Origin of the sequence: Microvirga sp. KLBC 81 (assembly GCF_003075415.1) — a bacterium.
GTDB lineage: Bacteria > Pseudomonadota > Alphaproteobacteria > Rhizobiales > Beijerinckiaceae > Microvirga.
Genome location: NZ_QDAH01000017.1, coordinates 65096 through 82739 on the forward strand (window position 1 = coordinate 65096; position 17644 = coordinate 82739).

Sequence of the window (17644 nt, forward strand, 5' to 3'; positions counted from 1 at the left end):
CTCAGGAGGTTCTCTTCTGATCCGGTGATCGGAAACCTAGTCCCCTGCCGGTCAGTGGGTCGCAAGGTCAGGACAGGGTCAGAGACGGTAGTAGAGCGCAGCCGCACGAAGGTCCGCTGATTTTCGCCTCTCGGACGATGGCGACACTAGCGCATCGTGCGGAACCGAAGGTCCGCGTCAGCGAAAAGTGGTCCCGGTTATTCGCGAGCGCGGCCCTTCGGGTCGCCTGAACGATGCTCTCATTGAAGGAGAAAGCATCGGATGGAGCCCCAAGAGTGCAAGTCCACTTTTGTGTCCGAGGCTCTCTTGATCCCCCTGGTGTGCAAAGCGGCAGCGATCTGCCGGAGGCAAACAGCACTGAAGGCCTTCAGATCGGCAATAATCTCGGCCACATCAGCAGCACCATGATCGGCCTTAGCCTTGATAGCCTGAGCGCCGAGGGCTGAACCCTGCTTGGCCCCAGCAGGAAGTTCACCGCGATCCCCTCCAAGCTCTTAGGGCTTCTTGGGACGATCAGAGGCACATTGTTCAGGAAAAACACCTTGCCGAAGGTGATGGCGCTCCCTAGGGGACTCGAACCCCTGTTTTCGCCGTGAGAGGGCGACGTCCTAGACCGCTAGACGAAGGGAGCTAGCAAGGTGGAGGCCGCTCGTATAACCACCATCGTGAATCCCTTCAAGCCCTTTCTCGGAAAAAAGAGAGGGCCAGGCTAAAAATGAGGACGCGGTGGACGATACGACCCAGCAGGAATGGACTCTGGAGGCAGGAACGGCGGCCGAGCGGCTGGACCGGGTGCTGGCGCGCCTTGCGAGCGACTTGTCGCGCAGCCGCCTGCAGGCGCTGATCCGTGGCGGCCAAGTGACCGTCGATGGCGCGCCCGTGCTCGATCCGGGCCGCAAGGTGGGGGCAGGCGCTCGGATTGCGCTGCAGGTCCCCCCGCCCGTTGCGGCCGAGCCCCAGGGCGAGGCGATGGACCTCGTGATCATCTATGAGGACGACGATCTCATCGTTATCGACAAGCCGGCGGGGCTCGTGGTCCATCCGGCGGCGGGGCATGAATCCGGCACCCTGGTCAATGCGCTCATCGCCCATTGCGGCGAGAGCCTGTCAGGCATCGGCGGCGTCAAGCGCCCCGGCATCGTGCACCGGCTCGACAAGGATACATCGGGCCTCCTCGTGGTGGCCAAGAACGATCTGGCCCATCAGGGCCTTGCGGAGCAGTTCGCCGATCACGGCCGCACCGGCCCTCTGGAGAGACTCTATCTTGCCCTCGTCTGGGGCGTGCCGGAGCGCAAGCGAGGGACGGTGGAGGCGGCGCTCGCCCGCAGCCAGCACAACCGGGAAAAGATCGCCATCGTCTCCGACGAGAACGAGCGTGGCCGCTATGCCATCACCCATTACGAAGTGTTGGAAGGCTTGCCCCACCCCAATCCCATGGCCGCTCTCGTCCAATGCGAGCTGGAGACCGGGCGCACCCATCAGATCCGCGTTCACATGGCTCATATCGGCCACCCGCTCCTTGGCGATGCCGTCTATGCCTCAGGCTTCAAGACCAAGGCGAACCGCCTCTCAGAGGCTCAGCAGCAAGCCCTGAAGGCGCTGAACCGGCAGGCGCTTCATGCGGCGGTTTTGGGCTTCGAGCATCCCAGGACAGGCGAATTCCTGCGTTTCGAGAGCCCTACCCCTGAGGATCTGGCAAGGCTCCTGGAGACCCTGCGGGCTTAGAGTCAAGCGTCAATGCGTCGCAAAATTCTGCCACGCTGGCACCCTTGCGCTTTCCAGGCGTTCACCACGTCTTGAAGCCTGACGCCTCTATTCGGACAAGGTCGGACCGCTTATATAAGGAAGTTGGCGGCTGGCCATTCTGGGGGCCGCCTCAGGCTTGCCTCATGGAAAGAGGGAGCCAAAGGAGGAGAACACATGGCTACAGCGCTTCCGGTGCTTGCCAATGAAGGGGGCCTTTCCCGCTATCTCGACGAAATCCGTCGCTTCCCCATGCTCGAGCCGCATGAGGAATACATGCTCGCCAAGCGCTGGCGGGAGCATGGAGATCGCGAGGCTGCCCATAAGCTCGTGACATCCCACCTGCGCCTCGTCGCCAAGATCGCCATGGGTTACCGTGGCTATGGCCTGCCGATCAGCGAGGTGGTCTCGGAAGGCAATGTCGGCCTCATGCAGGCCGTCAAGCGCTTCGAGCCCGACAAGGGCTTCCGCCTCGCCACCTATGCCATGTGGTGGATCAAGGCGGCGATTCAAGAATACATCCTGCGGTCCTGGTCCCTCGTGAAGATGGGCACCACCGCGAACCAGAAGAAGCTGTTCTTCAACCTGCGCAAGGCCAAGGGCCGTATCTCCGCCCTCGATGAGGGCGACCTGCGCCCCGAGCAGGTGAAGCAGATCGCCACCCAGCTCGGCGTGACCGAGCAGGATGTGGTGGACATGAACCGTCGCCTCGGCGGCGACGCCTCCCTCAATGCGCCCCTGCGCGAAGAAGGCGAAGGCGGCGGCGAGTGGCAGGATTGGCTGGTCGATCAGAGCGAAAGCCAGGAGCAGGTGCTCGCGGAGGAGGAGGAAGGCCAGAACCGGCTGACCGCGCTCCGCAACGCCCTATCGGTCCTGAACCCGCGCGAGCGCCGGATCTTCGAGGCTCGCCGCCTGTCGGAAGACCCGATCACGCTCGAAGAGCTTTCGACCGAATTCGGCGTCTCCCGCGAGCGCGTGCGCCAGATCGAGGTACGTGCTTTCGAGAAGGTGCAGGAGGCGGTGAAGAAGAACCTCACCCAGATCGAGAGCACATCATCCACCGGGGCCGAGGCTTCGGCCTGATGGGCAAGCATTATCCCATGAAAAAAGCCGCGCATCGCGCGGCTTTTTTTTGTTGGCTTGTGAAGACCGAGTTACTGCCATTGGCTGAAGGCGTTGTTCAGAACCTGCTCACCCGTGCTGCCCTTTTCGAAGCTTAAGATCGCGCGCTGGCCCGAGGCCATGCGGACAGGCAGATCGATCCAGTTACGGCGCACGAAGAGTTCCGTGTTGCGCTCCACATCGCCCTGCAGATTGGACAGGCCGATCAGGAACAGGTTTTCGCGCACGGGAACCGGCAGGCCAGCAATCGGCGTACCGCGCGCGGCTTCCTCGTTCTTGAACTGCAGGAGGCCCACGTCTCGGATCACGCGGCCGCTGTCGCCGTTGCGGGTGGTGAAGGTGAGCTCGACCGTGTGCGAAGCCGGCAGGGTCGTATCGAGGTTGCGGCGCAGCACCATCTTCATGGTGAGGCCTGCATCAGCGATCTCGATATTGGCGGAGACGGCCTTCTCGAGCGGCTGCCCTTGCCCCGGGTTCACATCCTCCAGCCGCCAGACCACGCGCCCGACATAGGCCTTCGGCGTCTGGGGATTGGCGGCATCCTCCTCGTAGAAGACCGCGCGATGCGCCACGCCAATCGCTTGAGCCGCTCCTGCAGGAGCGGTCGTTGCCTGCGGAGCCTGCCCGCCGACACGCTCGTTGATCTTGGAGTTTTCGGGAGCAGCCGGGGCCTGAGGGGCTTCGGCCACGGGCGTCTCGGGGATAGGAGCGTCCGTGCGACTCTGCCACCAGGCAAGGCCCGCAATGAGAAGGATCACGAGGCCGATGGCGGAGCCGAGCAGGATCGAGCGCATCCGCCCGTTATTCTGCATGGCCGGATGCGGACGCGTGTCGACCCGCGGACGGGCGGGCGCGGCCTCCTCGAAAGATTGAACCGACGGCTTGGGCTCCGGCTCATCCTGAGAAGGCGCTCTCAGGGCTTGCCCCGGCGACACCACGCTGCGCAGGCGCTCGGCGGGGGATTGCGGATGGTGCTGATCCTCGGCCAAGAGCTCCGCGAAGGCGTTCGGATCGAAGCCTGCCGGAGGAGGCGCATAATCGGCCTCGACCCGCGTGATCGCCTGGTCGAGGGAGGCACATTCCCGCCGGATATCCTCTTCAGGCAGAGGCGGATTGAGCGAGCGCAATTGGGTGACCAGAGCCGTTCGGGCGCGCTCGTAAACGGCGCGCCGCGCAACCGGCGTCTGCTCTGTCAGGCCATCGACAGCCCGTGCAATGAGAGGGTAATAATCTGCCATTTCCCTGGGAATGGACCCTGAGACGCCCCGGCGTCAAGCCTCAAAGGGGTTCTTCATGAGGATTGTGTCGTCGCGCTCGGGCGAGGTGGAGAGCACCGCGACAGGCGCGCCGATCAGCTCCTCGATGCGGCGGACATACTTGATGGCCTGTGCCGGAAGATCCGCCCAGGAGCGCGCACCGGCGGTGGAGCCGCTCCATCCTTCGAACTCTTCGTAGATCGGCTCGACTCTCCCTTGGGCCCCCTGGCTTGCCGGGAAGTAGTCGATGGTCTGGCCGTCGAGCTTGTAGCCGACGCCGATCTTGATCGTCTCGAAGCCGTCGAGAATGTCGAGCTTGGTGAGCGCAATGCCGTCGATGCCGGAAGTACGAACTATCTGGCGCACGAGGGTGGCATCGAACCAGCCGCAGCGGCGCTTGCGACCCGTGACGACGCCGAATTCCTTGCCCTTCTGGCCGATCAGCTCGCCGGTCTCGTCGAACAGCTCGGTCGGGAACGGTCCCTCGCCCACACGGGTAGTGTAGGCCTTGGCGATGCCGAGCACATAGCCGACGCCACCCGGGCCCATGCCCGAACCCGTGGCCGCCTGGCCCGCCACCGTGTTGGAGGAGGTGACGAAGGGATAGGTGCCGTGATCGACGTCCAGGAGAGCACCTTGCGCGCCCTCGAACAGGATGCGGCGGCCTGCCCGGCGTTCCTCATCGAGCAGACGCCATACGGCGTCCATGTAGGGAAGCACCTTCGGAGCGACCGAGGCCAGCTCGTCATAGATCTCCTCGGGCTTGAACTCATCGAGGCCGAAGCCGCGGCGCAGCGCATTGTGGTGCGTCAGGAGGCGTTCGATCTTGTCGCGCAGCGAGGAGAGATCGGCCAGATCCATGAGACGGATGGCGCGACGGCCCACCTTATCCTCGTAGGCGGGGCCGATGCCGCGCTTGGTGGTGCCGATCTTCGTGCCGGCGCTGCCGCTCTCGCGCAGCGCATCGAGTTCACGATGAATGGAGAGGATCAACGTGGCATTCTCAGCCACGCGCAGGTTCTCGCGGGAGATCACGACGCCCTGCTCCTGGAGGCGCGCCACCTCCGCCGCAAGCGCATGCGGATCGAGCACCACGCCGTTGCCGATGACCGAGAGCTTGCCGGGGCGCACGACGCCGGAGGGCAGCAGCGACAGCTTGTAGACGTTGCCGCCGATCACGAGGGTATGGCCGGCATTGTGCCCACCCTGGAACCGCACGACTACATCCGCCTGTTCGGACAGCCAGTCGACGATCTTGCCCTTGCCTTCGTCGCCCCACTGGGCGCCCACGACAACCACGTTCGCCATCGCTCAAGCCTCACATGAAAAAACCCCGGCGCAAGGCCAGGGTTTGGATTGGGTAAAAACCTTGCAAACCCTCTTCGTGGATCGCGCGCCCCAGGTCAAGCCGGAATGAGCCTTGTCCCATGCATCATGCTCCGTCCTGCTGTGCGCGAGATGTCTCTCAGTCTCGGCTTTTCAAGGGACGGAATAAAGGCATGCGCCTTTGTCCCCAGGGCGTGACAGCCTTCCGAGGGTGAGCAGTCGAGGGGGGCGCGAGGAGCGGTCCGGCTCGATGTCTGAGGTGTGAGAGGAACCCGACGGCTCCTCGCGCACGGCTTGTTTAGGCGGACAGGCGGGCTGAAGTTCATCAACTGCCGCACGCGGACACCGCGTCTTGCCGCAGGCGGCGCACGACCAATCCCGAACCCCAAGCCGCAGCCTGGGCCTCCCGTCACATGAGGCTGCGTTCACCTCACGCACGAGACCGCTCCCGGCCCCACAGTCACGACGCCTCGCGAGCGCGCCCCTCGGTGAGCCGGGACAGGTCACGATATAGCCCAGCTTAGGACAGAAGTCAAGAACAAAGAGAGAACATTCCCCCGGCTGCGTTGCCCCTTTCCGTCATCCCCGGCCTTGGGCCGGGGATCCCGCTTCGGTGAGGCGCGGCGCTCTTCCTGAGCGGGATGGCCGGGTCAAGCCCGGCCATGACGAGGAGGGGCAGTGACGGCTTCCGCGGCCGGAACGGCAACGGAAAGTGCTCTTCGCCCGTCATCCCCGGCCTCATGCCGGGGATCCCCGTCTTACGCGCGGCGGGATCTAAGACGGGGATGGCCGGGACTGATCCCCGGATCAGGTCCGGGGACGGCCATGACGAGCAAGAAACGGCACAGAGCGAATGATCCTGGAGGAGCATCAACAGCTTTCCTAACGGCACGCGATCCTCTAGATCCTCTCCATGGACGGGGATTAATGTCTCGTCGCTGGGGGCTGCCGTGAAAAGAATTGCTGTGGTTGTTGGCATGGCATTTGGTGCCGTGGGCTGTGCGCCAACGGTGCATGAAACCATGACGGTCTCGTGCTCGGATTATATCGGTCGGCCGATTTCGGAGCACATCGCGGCTTTCGGGCCGCCACAGGCGGTCTATCGGATCAACCCAACCGAGCTGGGATACGTCTTCGAGACGAAAGACACGACCTTCGTCGGCGGCGAGACCTACTACACGGTCAACTATATGATCGGGGCCGACCGGCACCGTGCTCCCATCTACCCTGTCACCAGGAAATGCCGGGGATTCGTCGTGCGCGCGCCATCCTCCGCCACGCCGGTCTCCCAGCGTATCATCGTGGATGTGCTCTAAGGGTTCTTTGGAGCCGCCTAGAGCCTCGGATCCAAAAGTGGATTCCACTTTTGGGATTGATCCGATGCTCCCTTCTTTAGAGAGCGCATCGTTGAAAGCGACCGGAAGGGCCGCGCCAGCGAATAACCGGGGCCACTTTTCGCTGACGCGGACCTTTCGGTTCCGCACGATGCGCTAGAGGACATCAGGCCCGGCCGCGTGCGCTCTTCTCCATCTTCACCCGATGCTCGATGAAATTGCGGATTTCGCGGGTGCGGCGGTTCACATCCAGCACCTCGGCATCGACGCCGTGACGCCAGGCCAGATCGAAGCGAGTGGGCTCCCTGTCGAGTGCCGTCAGGTCCGCCGCATAAGCATGAACCTCCTCGGGCGTACGGCAGAAGCCTTCGCGGATCAGGAGTTCGGCGCGCTGACGCATGATCACAGCCAACTCGGCCAGGCTGAATTCCGGGTGGTACTGCACGCCCCAGAAGGCGCCGCCGTCCCTTCGGATCTCAGCCGCCTGCACCTCGGAAACCGGATTGGTGGCGATCACGATAGCGTCGTCTGGGAGCGCCGTGATCATATCGAGATGAATGGCGGGCGCGTCATAGACCTCCGGCCGCCCCTCGAGCAGGGGATGCCCCCTCCCCTCCTCCGTGCGCCGCAGGCGGCGGGCGAAGCCCACTTCACGGCCGAGCGGGTTCTTCTGCACGTCACCGTCTGCTGCAACGGCGGCCACCTGCAGCCCCCAGCAGGAACCGAAGGACGGCGTGCCCGAGGCGTAGATCGCCCGCATCAGGTCGATCTGGCGCATGATCTCAGGGGTACGATCATAGATGTTGAGGTGCGAACCGGTGAGCACGACGCCATCGTAAGACTCAAGACCCGCCCGGTCCGGCAGGTTTGCGCCCTCGTCCGTCGGGAAGGCGATGTCGCAGACAGCTGTCCGCTCGATGTGCTGGATCACCTGCGCATAGGACTCGGACAGCATATTGCCATAGGCAGCCTTGTGGGCCTCCCTTGCACTGCGCGTATTGCCCTCAACTACCAGAAACCTTAAGGCCATATGCGTCACCCGCCTCCCTTTGGCGCTGGTTTATCGAAACTGCGCATGCGGCGGCAAGAGTCATGAGGTCTAGCCTTCCATGAAAATCCTGCAATCGCTCTGGAAGGGCCTCTGGGGACAAGCCTACCTGCTTCTGATTCTCACCACGCTCATGTGGGGCGGCAATGCCATTGCCGGGCGTTTTGCCATCGGCGAGGTGTCGCCCATGCTGCTCACCTGCATCCGCTGGGTGATCGTGGTCATCATCTTAGGGCCGTTGGTGGGGCGGCAAGTCGTAGCCGAATGGGCGCAGATCGGCTCGCGCTGGCTCTACACGGTTCTTATGGGCTCTTCGGGCTTCACCGCCTTCAACGCCCTGTTCTATGCCGCCGCCCATCACACGACTGCGGTCAACCTTACGATCTTCCAAGGCTCCATTCCGGTTCTCGTGCTGATCGGCACCATCCTGTTCTTCGGCGCACGCGTGATCCCGCTGCAGATTCTCGGCATGATCGTGACGATCCTCGGCGTGGTGCTGGTGTCGGTGAAGGCCGACCTCGAGGTTCTCAAGACGCTGGCGCTCAACACCGGCGACGTTTGGATGCTGATCGCCTGCGTCTTCTATGCAGGCTACACACTGGGCCTGCGCCGTCGGCCGCCTGTCTCGGGCCTCGTGTTCTTCACGGCCATGGCAGGCGTGGCGTTCCTCACGTCGCTGCCTTTGCTAGCGGTGGAGATCGTGCAGGGCGCCGCGCAGTGGCCAACTCTCAAGGGTTGGCTGATCCTTCTCTATATCGGCTTTTTCCCGTCGCTGCTTTCGCAGATCTTCTTCATTCGCGGCGTCGAGCTGATCGGGCCCGGGCGGGCAGGTTTGTTCGTGAACCTCGTGCCGGTCTTCGGCGCGCTGCTCGCCGTGCTGCTGCTGGGCGAGCCCTTTGCCTATTACCACGCCCTGGGCTTGTTCCTGGTGCTCGGCGGGATTTGGCTCGCGGAGCGGAGGTAAAAGGAGCGATGCGCCTCTCGGACTTCCTCGTCATGGCCGGGCTTGTCCCGGTCATCTCGATGCAAGGGGCGCAGCGCTCCAAAAGGTCGGGATCACCGGCACAAGGCCGGTGATGACGTAGCAGGTGTCATTCTCCGCAACACTAATCCGCGAACACCACCGTCTTGCGGCCATTGAGGAGGATGCGATCTTCCAGGTGGTAGCGCACAGCGCGAGCGAGAACGCGCCGCTCGATATCGCGTCCCTTGCGCACGAGATCGTCTGCGCTGTCGCGATGGGTGATCGGCTCCACATCCTGCGCGATGATCGGCCCTTCATCGAGATCGGATGTCACATAGTGAGCGGTCGCGCCGATCAGTTTCACGCCGCGCGCATGGGCCTGATGATAGGGCTTCGCGCCCTTGAAGCTCGGAAGGAACGAGTGATGGATGTTGATGCAGCGGCCCGAGAGCTTCGCCGCAAGCCCATCGGACAGAACCTGCATGTAGCGCGCAAGCACCACGAGGTCGGCCTGTGAGTCGCGGATGATCTCCCAGACCCTGGCCTCCTGCTCGAGCTTCGTGTCCCTCGTCACAGGAAGGTAGTGGAACGGAACATCGCCCAGGCTCACATGGCTGTAGGTTTCGGCCGGATGATTGGCGATGACCCCGACGGGCTCGAAATCGAGTTCGCCGATGCGCCAACGGTAGAGCAGATCGGCCAGGCAATGGTCGAACTTCGAGACGAGCAGCATGACTTTGCGCTTCTCGCCGATGTCGCGCAGGGTCCATGTCATGCCGAAGCGATCCGCCAAGGGCACGAAGCCATCCTTCAGGGCGTCGAGATCACCGTGCCCTGCGACCGGATTGAAAACGACACGCATGAAGAAGCGATCCGTCTGCGTGTCGTCGTATTGCTGGGCGTCGAGGATGTTGAGGCCTGCATCGGACAGATGCCCCGCCACGGCGGCGACGATACCGGGACGGTTCGCGCAGGCGAGCGTCAGGACGAAGCGTTGCGACGGGACATGGGCCATGACTTTACCTCTTTTCTCGCATCTTCTTTTCCGGCGAACCGGTATCCACTTCGCCGGAAGATGCTTTTAAAAGCGAACCGCGCGGGCGCGCTTGACCTGCGGGATCTCCTCGATCTTGCGCAGGAGTTCTTCCGAGACGGGCTCATCGACCGAGACGAAGCAGATGGCGTCGCCGCCGGGTTTGTCGCGGCCGAGCGCGAAGGTCGCCACGTTCACGCCGGACTCGCCGAGCAGCGTGCCGAAGCGGCCGATGAAGCCCGGCTTATCATCGTTGCGCACATAAATCATATGCGGCGCGAATTCGGCATCGACCGCGATGTCGCGGATCTCGATGACGCGCGGCTTGCCGTCCTGGAACACCGTGCCGCCCGCGTGGCGCGGCATGTCCTCGGCATCCACGATGATGCGGATGAAGCTCTCGTAATCGCGTGCGGCGCTCTCGCGCTTCACCTCTTCCACCGTGATGCCGCGCTCACGGGCCACAATGGGGGCCGACACCATGTTGATGTCCTGCAGGAAGGGACGCAGCACACCGGTGATGGCGGCCGACGTCAGCGCGCGGGTGTTCATCTCCGCCACAGCGCCTTCGTACTCGATACGGATACCCTTGATCGGCGCTTCCGTGAGCTGGCCGAGGAAGGAGCCGAGCTTGTCCGCAAGCGCCACGAAAGGCTTGAGGCGCGGCGCCTCTTCCGCCGTGATGGACGGGAAGTTCACAGCGTTCTGGATCGCGCCCTGGAGCAGGTAATCCGACATCTGCTCGGCCACCTGCAGCGCGACGTTCTCCTGCGCTTCCGTCGTCGCTGCGCCGAGATGCGGCGTGCAGACCACGTTCGGATGGCCGAAGAGCGGATTGGTGAGCGCAGGCTCCTCGACGAACACGTCGAAGGCGGCACCGGCCACATGGCCGGAATCGAGCGCCGCGCGTAGGGCGCCCTCATCGACGAGGCCGCCGCGGGCGCAGTTGACGATGCGCACGCCCTTCTTCGTCTTGGCGATGTTTTCCGCCGAGAGAACGTTCTTGGTCTTTTCCGTCAGCGGCACGTGCAGCGTGATGACGTCGGCGCGGCGGAGCAGATCGTCCAGCTCCACCTTCTCGACGCCGAGTTCGAGCGCCCGCTCCGGCGAGAGGAAGGGATCGTAGGCGATCACCTTCATGCGAAGACCGATACCGCGATCGGCCACGATGGAGCCGATATTGCCGCAGCCGATCACGCCGAGCACCTTTCCGGTGAGCTCGGCGCCCATGAAGCGGTTCTTCTCCCACTTGCCGGCTTGCGTGGAGGCATCGGCCTGCGGGATCTGGCGCGCGAGCGCGAACATCATCGCAATCGCATGCTCGGCGGTGGTGATGGAATTGCCGAAGGGCGTGTTCATGACGATGATGCCCTTCGCCGTGGCAGCGGGGATCTCGACATTGTCCACGCCGATGCCGGCACGGCCGATCACCTTCAGGTTCTTGGCCTGCTCGAGGATCTTCGCCGTCACCTTCGTGGCGGAGCGGATGGCGAGACCATCGTAGTTGCCGATGATGGCGGCAAGCTTCTCCTTGTCCTTGCCGAGATCGGGCTGGAAATCGACCTCGATGCCGCGATCCTTGAAGATCTGCACGGCGGCAGGCGAGAGAGCATCGGAAATGAGAACGCGGGGAGCGGGCATGGGTTAAACCTCATGGCGTCATCCCGGCCAAGCGCAGCGCGAGCCGGGATCGGAATGGGAGTCTGGCTGGTTTAGGCGATCCCGGATCGCGGCAGGGCCGCGTCCGGGATGACGCATGTCTTGGCCTCAAGCCGCTTTCGCGAGCTTCGCCTTTTCCTGCGCGAAGGCCCAGTCGAGCCACGGCGTCAGGGCCTCGAGATCGGATTGCTCCACCGTCGCGCCACACCAGATGCGAAGGCCGGCAGGCGCATCGCGATAGGCGCCGATATCGAAGGCGACGCCTTCCTTGTCGAGCCTGGAGGTGATGCCTTTGGCAACCTGCGCCACGACCTCAGGGCCTTGTCCGACCACGTCAGGATCGGCGATGACGAGGCACACGCTTGTGTTCGAAGCGGTCGCCGGAACCTTCGCGAGGTTGGCGATCCAGGGCGTCCGCGCCACCCAGTCATGAATGACCTTCGCGTTGGCATCGGCCTTCGCCATCAGCTTTTCCAAGCCGCCGATGGACTTCGCCCATTCGAGCGCGTCGATGTAATCCTCGACGGCGAGCATGGACGGCGTGTTGATGGTCTCGCCTTCGAAGATGCCCTCGATGAGCTTGCCGCCCTTGGTCATGCGGAAGATCTTCGGCAGCGGCCAGGCGGGCTTGTAGGTTTCAAGCCGCGCCACCGCGCGCGGCGAGAGGATGAGCATGCCGTGGGCCGCTTCGCCGCCCAGCACCTTCTGCCAGGAGAACGTGACCACATCGAGCTTCGCGAAGTCGAGCTTCTGTGCGAATGCCGCAGAGGTCGCATCGCAGATCGTGAGGCCCTCGCGATCGGCGGCGATCCAATCCGCATTCGGCACGCGCACGCCGGAGGTGGTTCCGTTCCAGGTGAAGACCACGTCGCGGTTCTTCGTATCGACCTGATAGAGATCGGGCAACTCGCCATAGGGCGCATTGATCACGCGGGCGTCGGCGAGCTTCAACTGCTTGACCACATCGGTGACCCAGCCTTCGCCGAAGCTCTCCCACGCGAGCATATCGACCGGACGGGCACCCAGCATCGACCACAGCACCATCTCCACGGCGCCGGTATCGGAGGCGGGCACGATGCCGATGCGGTAATCGGCCGGCACTTCCAGCACCTCGCGGGTGAGGTCGATGGCGAGCTTCAGGCGCGCCTTGCCGAGCTTGGCGCGATGCGAGCGGCCGAGGCTTTCGGTTCGAAGATTTTGCAGGGACCATCCGGGGCGCTTTGCGCAGGGGCCGGACGAGAAGAAAGGCGCGCGCGGACGCGCATTGGGCAGGTCTGTCATGTGATCCATCCTTACAGATGGGCGCCTCTCGGTGGGGAGAGGTGTCCCGCCGACCGGTATGACGGAAGCGGCGCCTATGGTCAAGGCATATGCCCCATGGTTAGGCACCGGAGAAAAATCTCAGATTACTAAATCGTAATACAAAACATCGTGTTCACTGCGTTATAGTCATAAGGACTGACCTAAGTTGTGTTAGGTCGCATCCCATTATTCGAGACTGAAAAGACTTCCGAGGCTAAGGAGCGAGCATGCGTGTGTCCGGTCAACTCGCCGTCATCGCCTTGCTGGGGGCAGCAGGGTTTGGCGGGTGGTATGCCTATCAGGGCGGATACCTGGGGAACCAGCCTGTGGCACGGCAAGGCGCTCCTTCCGGCGCGCGCAGCGGCGGCAACCGGGGCGGCGCCATGGGACCTGCGACCGTGGAAGTGGACACGGTGAAGACCGGACGCATCGTGGAAACCCGCGAGGCCGTGGGCACTGTGCGCGCCTTCGAGTCCATTACAGTGACCGCTAGGGTCGCTGGCGTGATCGATGAGATCGGCTTCGAGGAAGGACAGAAGGTGAAGGCCGGCGACACGCTGGTGCAACTCGATGCCGCCGAGCGCCAGGCCGACATCGACCAGGCCATTGCCGAGGCCAACCGTGCCGTGGCCCTGCGGAACGAAATCGCCATCAAGCTTGAGCGCGCCCAGGCGCTGAGCCGGACAGGCGCCGGCACCAGCGCTCAAGTCGAGGATCTGACGGCGCAGTTGAAATCCCTTGAAGGTTCGATTGCCTCGGCCCAGGCTCAGCGCAAGGCTGCTGAAGCGCGGCTTGAGGACATGACGGTCCGCGCCCCCTTCAATGGCCGCGTCGGCACCCGTTCCGTTTCGCTTGGGGCCTATATTGCGCCCGGCACACGGATCACCTCCCTCGATGATCTCTCGAAAGTCCGCCTCGACTTCGCCGTGCCCGAAAACCTTCTGGGCCGTCTGCAGCCCGGCCAGACGGTGAATGCCATGTCAGCGGCCTACAAGGGCCGCACCTTCAAGGGCAAGGTGTCCACCATCGACCCTCGCGTCGATCAGGCCACCCGCACCGCGCGTCTCACCGCCGAGTTCGAGAACCCGGACGAGGCCTTGAAGCCCGGCATGTTCTTGACCGTCGCGCTCGAAGTTTCGGTGAATGACGAAGCGGTCCTGGTGCCGGAGGAGTCCATCGTCAGCGAAGGCCTGCGCCATGTGGTTTACCCGGTGAAGGACAACAAGGTGGAGCGCCGCGTCATCACCATCGGCCAGCGCCAGGGCGGCAAGGTCGAGGTGGTGAATGGGCTGAAAGCGGGCGAGATCATCGTGGTGCTGGGCGTCCAGCGCGTGCGTCCCGGAGCCGAAGTAATCGCCCGCCCGCTCGGTTCGAGCGCACAGGATCCGCAAGGAGCGCCCGCCGCGAACCGCCAGCAGCCTTCCCGCAGCACGCTGAATACGCCGCAGGCGATCAGCAGCGCGCAGGCTGCCGAGCGCTGAATGATTTTCTCTCCCGCTCCGGCGGGAGAACTTTTGTCAACGACTGGTCCAAGAGCTGAGCCGTCATGCAGGTTTCCGACCTCTTCATCCGCCGTCCCGTTTTCGCCGTTGTGGTGAGCCTGCTGCTGATCGTGGGCGGCTTGTCCGCACTCATGAACCTGCCGATCCGGGAATATCCGAGTGTGGACCGCCCGGTCGTATCTGTCTCCACGGTTTACCGTGGCGCTTCGAACGAAGTCATCGAAAGCCGCGTGACGGAGGTGATCGAAGGTGCCGTGGCGGGCATCGAAGGCATCAATCAGATCCGTTCGCAGAGCCAGAACGAGCGCTCGTCGGTGAGCATCGAGTTCGATGTCTCGCGTGATCCTGAAGGCGCAACGTCCGACGTGCGCGACGCTGTCTTCCGCGTGGTGGGCCGCCTGCCGGACGGCGTGGACCAGCCGGTCATCCGCAAGGTGGACGACAACGCCTCCGCCATCATGTGGGTCAGCGTCACCTCTTCGACTTATGACGCTCTCGAGCTCAGCGACTTCCTCAAGCGCGTCTATGTGGACCGCCTCTCAACCGTGCCCGGCGTCGCCAACGTCAACCTTGCCGGCGAACGCCGCTATTCCATGCGCATCTGGGTCGACCGCCCGGCCCTTGCAGCACGTGGCCTCACGGTGCAGGACCTGGAATCGGCGATCAAGCGTCAGAATGTGGAGCTGCCAGGCGGGCGCATCGAATCCACGCAGCGCGAGTTCACCGTAAAGACGGATTCCCGCCTCTCCACTCCGCAGGATTTCGAGCAGCTGATTGTCTCGAACAAGAATGGCTATCTCGTGCGCCTGAGCGAGGTCGCGAAGGTGGAGGTCGGGGCGGAGGACAACCGCTTCGAGTTCTATGAAGCCGGCAAGGTCGCCATGGGCCTCGGCATCGTGCGCCAGTCGACAGCCAATACCCTCTCAGTGGCAGAGGGCGTTCGCGAAGAATTGGAGAACCTGAAATCCTCGCTTCCTCCGGGCACCACGGCCCAGGTCTCCTATGATGAGAGCCAATTCATCCGTGCTTCCATCGACGGCGTGCTGCGCACGCTTATGGAAGGCATCATGCTTGTCGTGCTCGTGATCCTGGTCTTCCTGCGCGATTGGCGCTCCACCATCGTCGCCATCGTCGCGATCCCGGTCTCGATCATCGCCGCCTGCATGGTGATGGCCTACTTCAACGCCTCCATCAACGTGCTGACCCTGCTCGCCGTGGTGCTCGCCATCGGGATCGTGGTGGACGACGCCATCGTGGAGATCGAGAACGTTCACCGCCGTATCGAGGAAGGGCAGCCGCCGCTGCTTGCCTCCTTCGACGGCGCGCGCGAGATCGGCTTTGCGGTCATCGCCACCACCGCCACGCTGATGGCGGTGTTCGTGCCGCTCGCCTTCATGACCGGCAATACCGGTCAGCTCTTCCGCGAGTTCGGCATCACGCTTGCCGCCGCTATCTTCTTCTCCGGCGTCGTGGCGCGCACGCTCACCCCGATGATGTGCTCGAAACTGATGGTGCCGGCCCATGGCCGCATCCAGAAGATGACCGAGCCCTTCTTCACGGGCATGAACAACGTCTATCGCAAGATCCTGATGCGGGTCCTCAAAGCGCCGCTCGTTATCCTCGCCATCGGCTTCATGGTGAGTCTCTCGGCCTATGGCCTGTTCCAAATGCTGCCGAAAACCTTCGCGCCGACGGAGGATCGCGGCGCGATCATCGTGCGCGTGGAGGCGCCGGAAGGTGCAAGCCTCGATTATACCCGCGATCGCGTGAAGGAGGTGGAGAAGATCCTGCTGCCCTATCAGGAGCAGGGCGTCGTCTCTTCCATCACAAGCCAGGTCGCACCCGGCTTCGCACGTCCCTCCCCGGTCAATTCTGGCATGATCATCGTTCGCCTCGTCCCGTGGAATCAGCGCACGATGAAGCAGCAGACCCTGGTGGATGAGATCAACCGCAAGGTTGCGAACTTCCCCGGTGCGCGCGTGGCCCCGATCAGCCCCGGCTCGCTTGGACAGCGCGGCCCGTCGAAGCCCATTCAGTTCGTGCTCGGCGGCCCCGATTACAACACGCTTCGCGAGTGGCGCGACATCGTCATGCAGAAGGCGCAGGAAACGGGCATGTTCGTGAACATGGATTCCAATTACCGGGAGTCCCAGCCCGACATCCGCGTGCAGATCGACCGGCAGCGCGCCGCCGATCTCGGCGTGTCAGTGGAGGATATCGGCCGCACGCTCGAGCTGATGTTCGGCGAACGCGAAGTTTCCACATTCGTGAACCGTGGTGAGGAGTATTCCGTCATCATGCGAGGCCGCGCCGAGGATCGTGCGACGCCGAACGATCTCGCCAACACTTTCGTGCGCGCCACGAACGGCGAACTCGTTCCCCTCTCCTCCTTCGTCAGCCTGACGGAAGCCGCCGCCCCGCAGACGCTCAACCGCTTCAACCGGATGCGGGCCATCACCATCGATGCAGGCCTGCAAGGCACCACCTCCATCGGCGAGGGTCTTGCGGTGCTGGAGCAGATCGTGCGCGAGAACCTGCCGGCGGAAGCGCGCATTGGTTATACCGGCCAGTCGCAGGATTTCCGTGAATCCTCGAATGCGATCTACGTCACCTTCGGCATGGCGCTGCTCGTAGTGTTCCTGGTGCTGGCGGCGCAGTTCGAGAGCTGGATCAACCCGTTCATCATCATGCTGACCGTGCCGCTTGCCGTCACGGGCGGCCTGGCCGCTCTGGTGATCACGGGCCAGACGCTCAACATCTACAGCCAGATCGGCATGATCCTGCTCATCGGCCTGATGACGAAGAACGGCATTCTCATCGTCGAATTCGCCAATCAGCTGCGCGAACGGGGAATGTCCGTGTGGGATGCGGTGATCGAAGCCTCGGTGCTTCGCCTGCGTCCGATCCTCATGACGTCGATCGCCATGATCGGCGGCGCGATCCCGCTTGCCTGGTCCACGGGCGCAGGCGCGGAAGCACGGAGCGCTATCGGCACGGTGATCGTCGGTGGCGTGACCATGTCGACCCTGCTGACGGTGCTCGTGGTACCGGCGATCTACCTGCTCATCGGCGGCTATACCAAGCCCGCCACTTACGTAAGCGAGATGCTCGACAAGCTGCGCGCGCAGACTGGCCAGCACCCCCATGGTGAGAGCCCTGCCCCGCAGATCGCACAGCCTCCGGCTCATCCGGCGGAATGACCGGAGACGATCCGCTCGAAAAGAAAAAGCTCCGCCGAGGAATCGTGCGGAGCTTTATTCTTTCGACGGGAGAAAAATCTAGAGCATCGGGCATTCAGACGAATCCGTATCCGGCGGCGGTGAAATAGTTGCGGCACGCCTCAGGCTCAACGAGA

Annotated in this window: 12 protein-coding genes and 1 tRNA gene; 6 read left to right on the forward strand and 7 right to left on the reverse strand. The window is 63.4% G+C overall.

What is annotated here, in order from left to right; genetic code table 11:
* Positions 1-555 precede the first annotated feature (555 nt).
* Positions 556-631 (reverse strand) — tRNA-Glu (locus DC522_RS13445).
* Between the two features lie 95 nt (positions 632-726).
* On the opposite strand from DC522_RS13445, the gene DC522_RS13450 reads away from it, so the two are divergent.
* Both DC522_RS13450 and rpoH read left to right on the forward strand, forming a co-directional pair.
* On the forward strand, positions 727-1725 hold the full coding sequence (locus tag DC522_RS13450; RefSeq protein ID WP_116529200.1) for an RluA family pseudouridine synthase: 999 nt from the start codon (positions 727-729) through the stop codon (positions 1723-1725).
* Positions 1726-1920: 195 nt separating this feature from the next.
* Complete coding sequence (rpoH, locus tag DC522_RS13455; RefSeq protein ID WP_116529201.1) at positions 1921-2826, forward strand: RNA polymerase sigma factor RpoH; 906 nt, start codon at positions 1921-1923, stop codon at positions 2824-2826.
* Between the two features lie 71 nt (positions 2827-2897).
* Here the strand turns inward: rpoH and DC522_RS13460 are convergent, their stop codons facing one another.
* Entirely contained in the window at positions 2898-4103 is a 1206-nt protein-coding gene (locus DC522_RS13460; protein WP_116529202.1) for a histidine kinase, read from the reverse strand.
* 33 nt (positions 4104-4136) lie between these two features.
* Positions 4137-5429, reverse strand: coding sequence for an adenylosuccinate synthase (locus DC522_RS13465; RefSeq protein ID WP_116529203.1), 1293 nt, complete (start codon positions 5427-5429; stop codon positions 4137-4139).
* Positions 5430-6397: 968 nt separating this feature from the next.
* Between DC522_RS13465 and DC522_RS13475 the strand changes: the two genes are divergently transcribed.
* On the forward strand, positions 6398-6763 hold the full coding sequence (locus DC522_RS13475; protein WP_133239282.1) for a hypothetical protein: 366 nt from the start codon (positions 6398-6400) through the stop codon (positions 6761-6763).
* A 184-nt stretch (positions 6764-6947) separates the two neighbouring features.
* Here the strand turns inward: DC522_RS13475 and DC522_RS13480 are convergent, their stop codons facing one another.
* Positions 6948-7811 carry a type 1 glutamine amidotransferase gene (locus tag DC522_RS13480; RefSeq protein ID WP_116529206.1) on the reverse strand — a complete coding sequence of 288 codons (864 nt, stop codon included), beginning with the start codon at positions 7809-7811 and terminating at the stop codon, positions 6948-6950.
* 79 nt (positions 7812-7890) lie between these two features.
* On the opposite strand from DC522_RS13480, the gene DC522_RS13485 reads away from it, so the two are divergent.
* The gene (locus DC522_RS13485; RefSeq protein WP_116529207.1) at positions 7891-8793 is read left to right on the forward strand and encodes a DMT family transporter; all 903 of its coding nucleotides are present in this window, start codon (positions 7891-7893) and stop codon (positions 8791-8793) included.
* Positions 8794-8935: 142 nt separating this feature from the next.
* Here DC522_RS13485 and purU read toward each other — a convergent pair whose 3' ends face one another.
* The 3 genes from purU to DC522_RS13500 all read right to left on the reverse strand — a co-directional run bounded on the left by purU (position 8936) and on the right by DC522_RS13500 (position 12766).
* Positions 8936-9808 carry a formyltetrahydrofolate deformylase gene (gene purU, locus DC522_RS13490; RefSeq protein ID WP_116529208.1) on the reverse strand — a complete coding sequence of 291 codons (873 nt, stop codon included), beginning with the start codon at positions 9806-9808 and terminating at the stop codon, positions 8936-8938.
* Between the two features lie 66 nt (positions 9809-9874).
* Positions 9875-11467, reverse strand: coding sequence for a phosphoglycerate dehydrogenase (gene serA, locus DC522_RS13495; protein ID WP_116529209.1), 1593 nt, complete (start codon positions 11465-11467; stop codon positions 9875-9877).
* A gap of 126 nt (positions 11468-11593) precedes the next feature.
* The gene (locus DC522_RS13500) at positions 11594-12766 is read right to left on the reverse strand and encodes a phosphoserine transaminase (RefSeq protein ID WP_116529210.1); all 1173 of its coding nucleotides are present in this window, start codon (positions 12764-12766) and stop codon (positions 11594-11596) included.
* Positions 12767-13014: 248 nt separating this feature from the next.
* On the opposite strand from DC522_RS13500, the gene DC522_RS13505 reads away from it, so the two are divergent.
* Positions 13015-14268, forward strand: coding sequence for an efflux RND transporter periplasmic adaptor subunit (locus DC522_RS13505; RefSeq protein ID WP_116529211.1), 1254 nt, complete (start codon positions 13015-13017; stop codon positions 14266-14268).
* Between the two features lie 65 nt (positions 14269-14333).
* The gene (locus DC522_RS13510; RefSeq protein ID WP_116529212.1) at positions 14334-17489 is read left to right on the forward strand and encodes an efflux RND transporter permease subunit; all 3156 of its coding nucleotides are present in this window, start codon (positions 14334-14336) and stop codon (positions 17487-17489) included.
* The last annotated feature ends 155 nt before the right edge of the window (positions 17490-17644 follow it).

What these genes read in the sequence shown, in the direction of transcription:
- rpoH (WP_116529201.1), top strand. Translation starts at nt 1,921, where the DNA reads ATGGCTACAGCGCTTCCGGTGCTTGCCAATGAAGGGGGCCTTTCCCGC.
- DC522_RS13460 (WP_116529202.1), bottom strand. Translation starts at nt 4,103, where the DNA reads ATGGCAGATTATTACCCTCTCATTGCACGGGCTGTCGATGGCCTGACA.
- DC522_RS13465 (WP_116529203.1), bottom strand. Translation starts at nt 5,429, where the DNA reads ATGGCGAACGTGGTTGTCGTGGGCGCCCAGTGGGGCGACGAAGGCAAG.
- DC522_RS13480 (WP_116529206.1), bottom strand. Translation starts at nt 7,811, where the DNA reads ATGGCCTTAAGGTTTCTGGTAGTTGAGGGCAATACGCGCAGTGCAAGG.
- DC522_RS13485 (WP_116529207.1), top strand. Translation starts at nt 7,891, where the DNA reads ATGAAAATCCTGCAATCGCTCTGGAAGGGCCTCTGGGGACAAGCCTAC.
- purU (WP_116529208.1), bottom strand. Translation starts at nt 9,808, where the DNA reads ATGGCCCATGTCCCGTCGCAACGCTTCGTCCTGACGCTCGCCTGCGCG.
- serA (WP_116529209.1), bottom strand. Translation starts at nt 11,467, where the DNA reads ATGCCCGCTCCCCGCGTTCTCATTTCCGATGCTCTCTCGCCTGCCGCC.
- DC522_RS13500 (WP_116529210.1), bottom strand. Translation starts at nt 12,766, where the DNA reads ATGACAGACCTGCCCAATGCGCGTCCGCGCGCGCCTTTCTTCTCGTCC.
- DC522_RS13505 (WP_116529211.1), top strand. Translation starts at nt 13,015, where the DNA reads ATGCGTGTGTCCGGTCAACTCGCCGTCATCGCCTTGCTGGGGGCAGCA.
- DC522_RS13510 (WP_116529212.1), top strand. Translation starts at nt 14,334, where the DNA reads ATGCAGGTTTCCGACCTCTTCATCCGCCGTCCCGTTTTCGCCGTTGTG.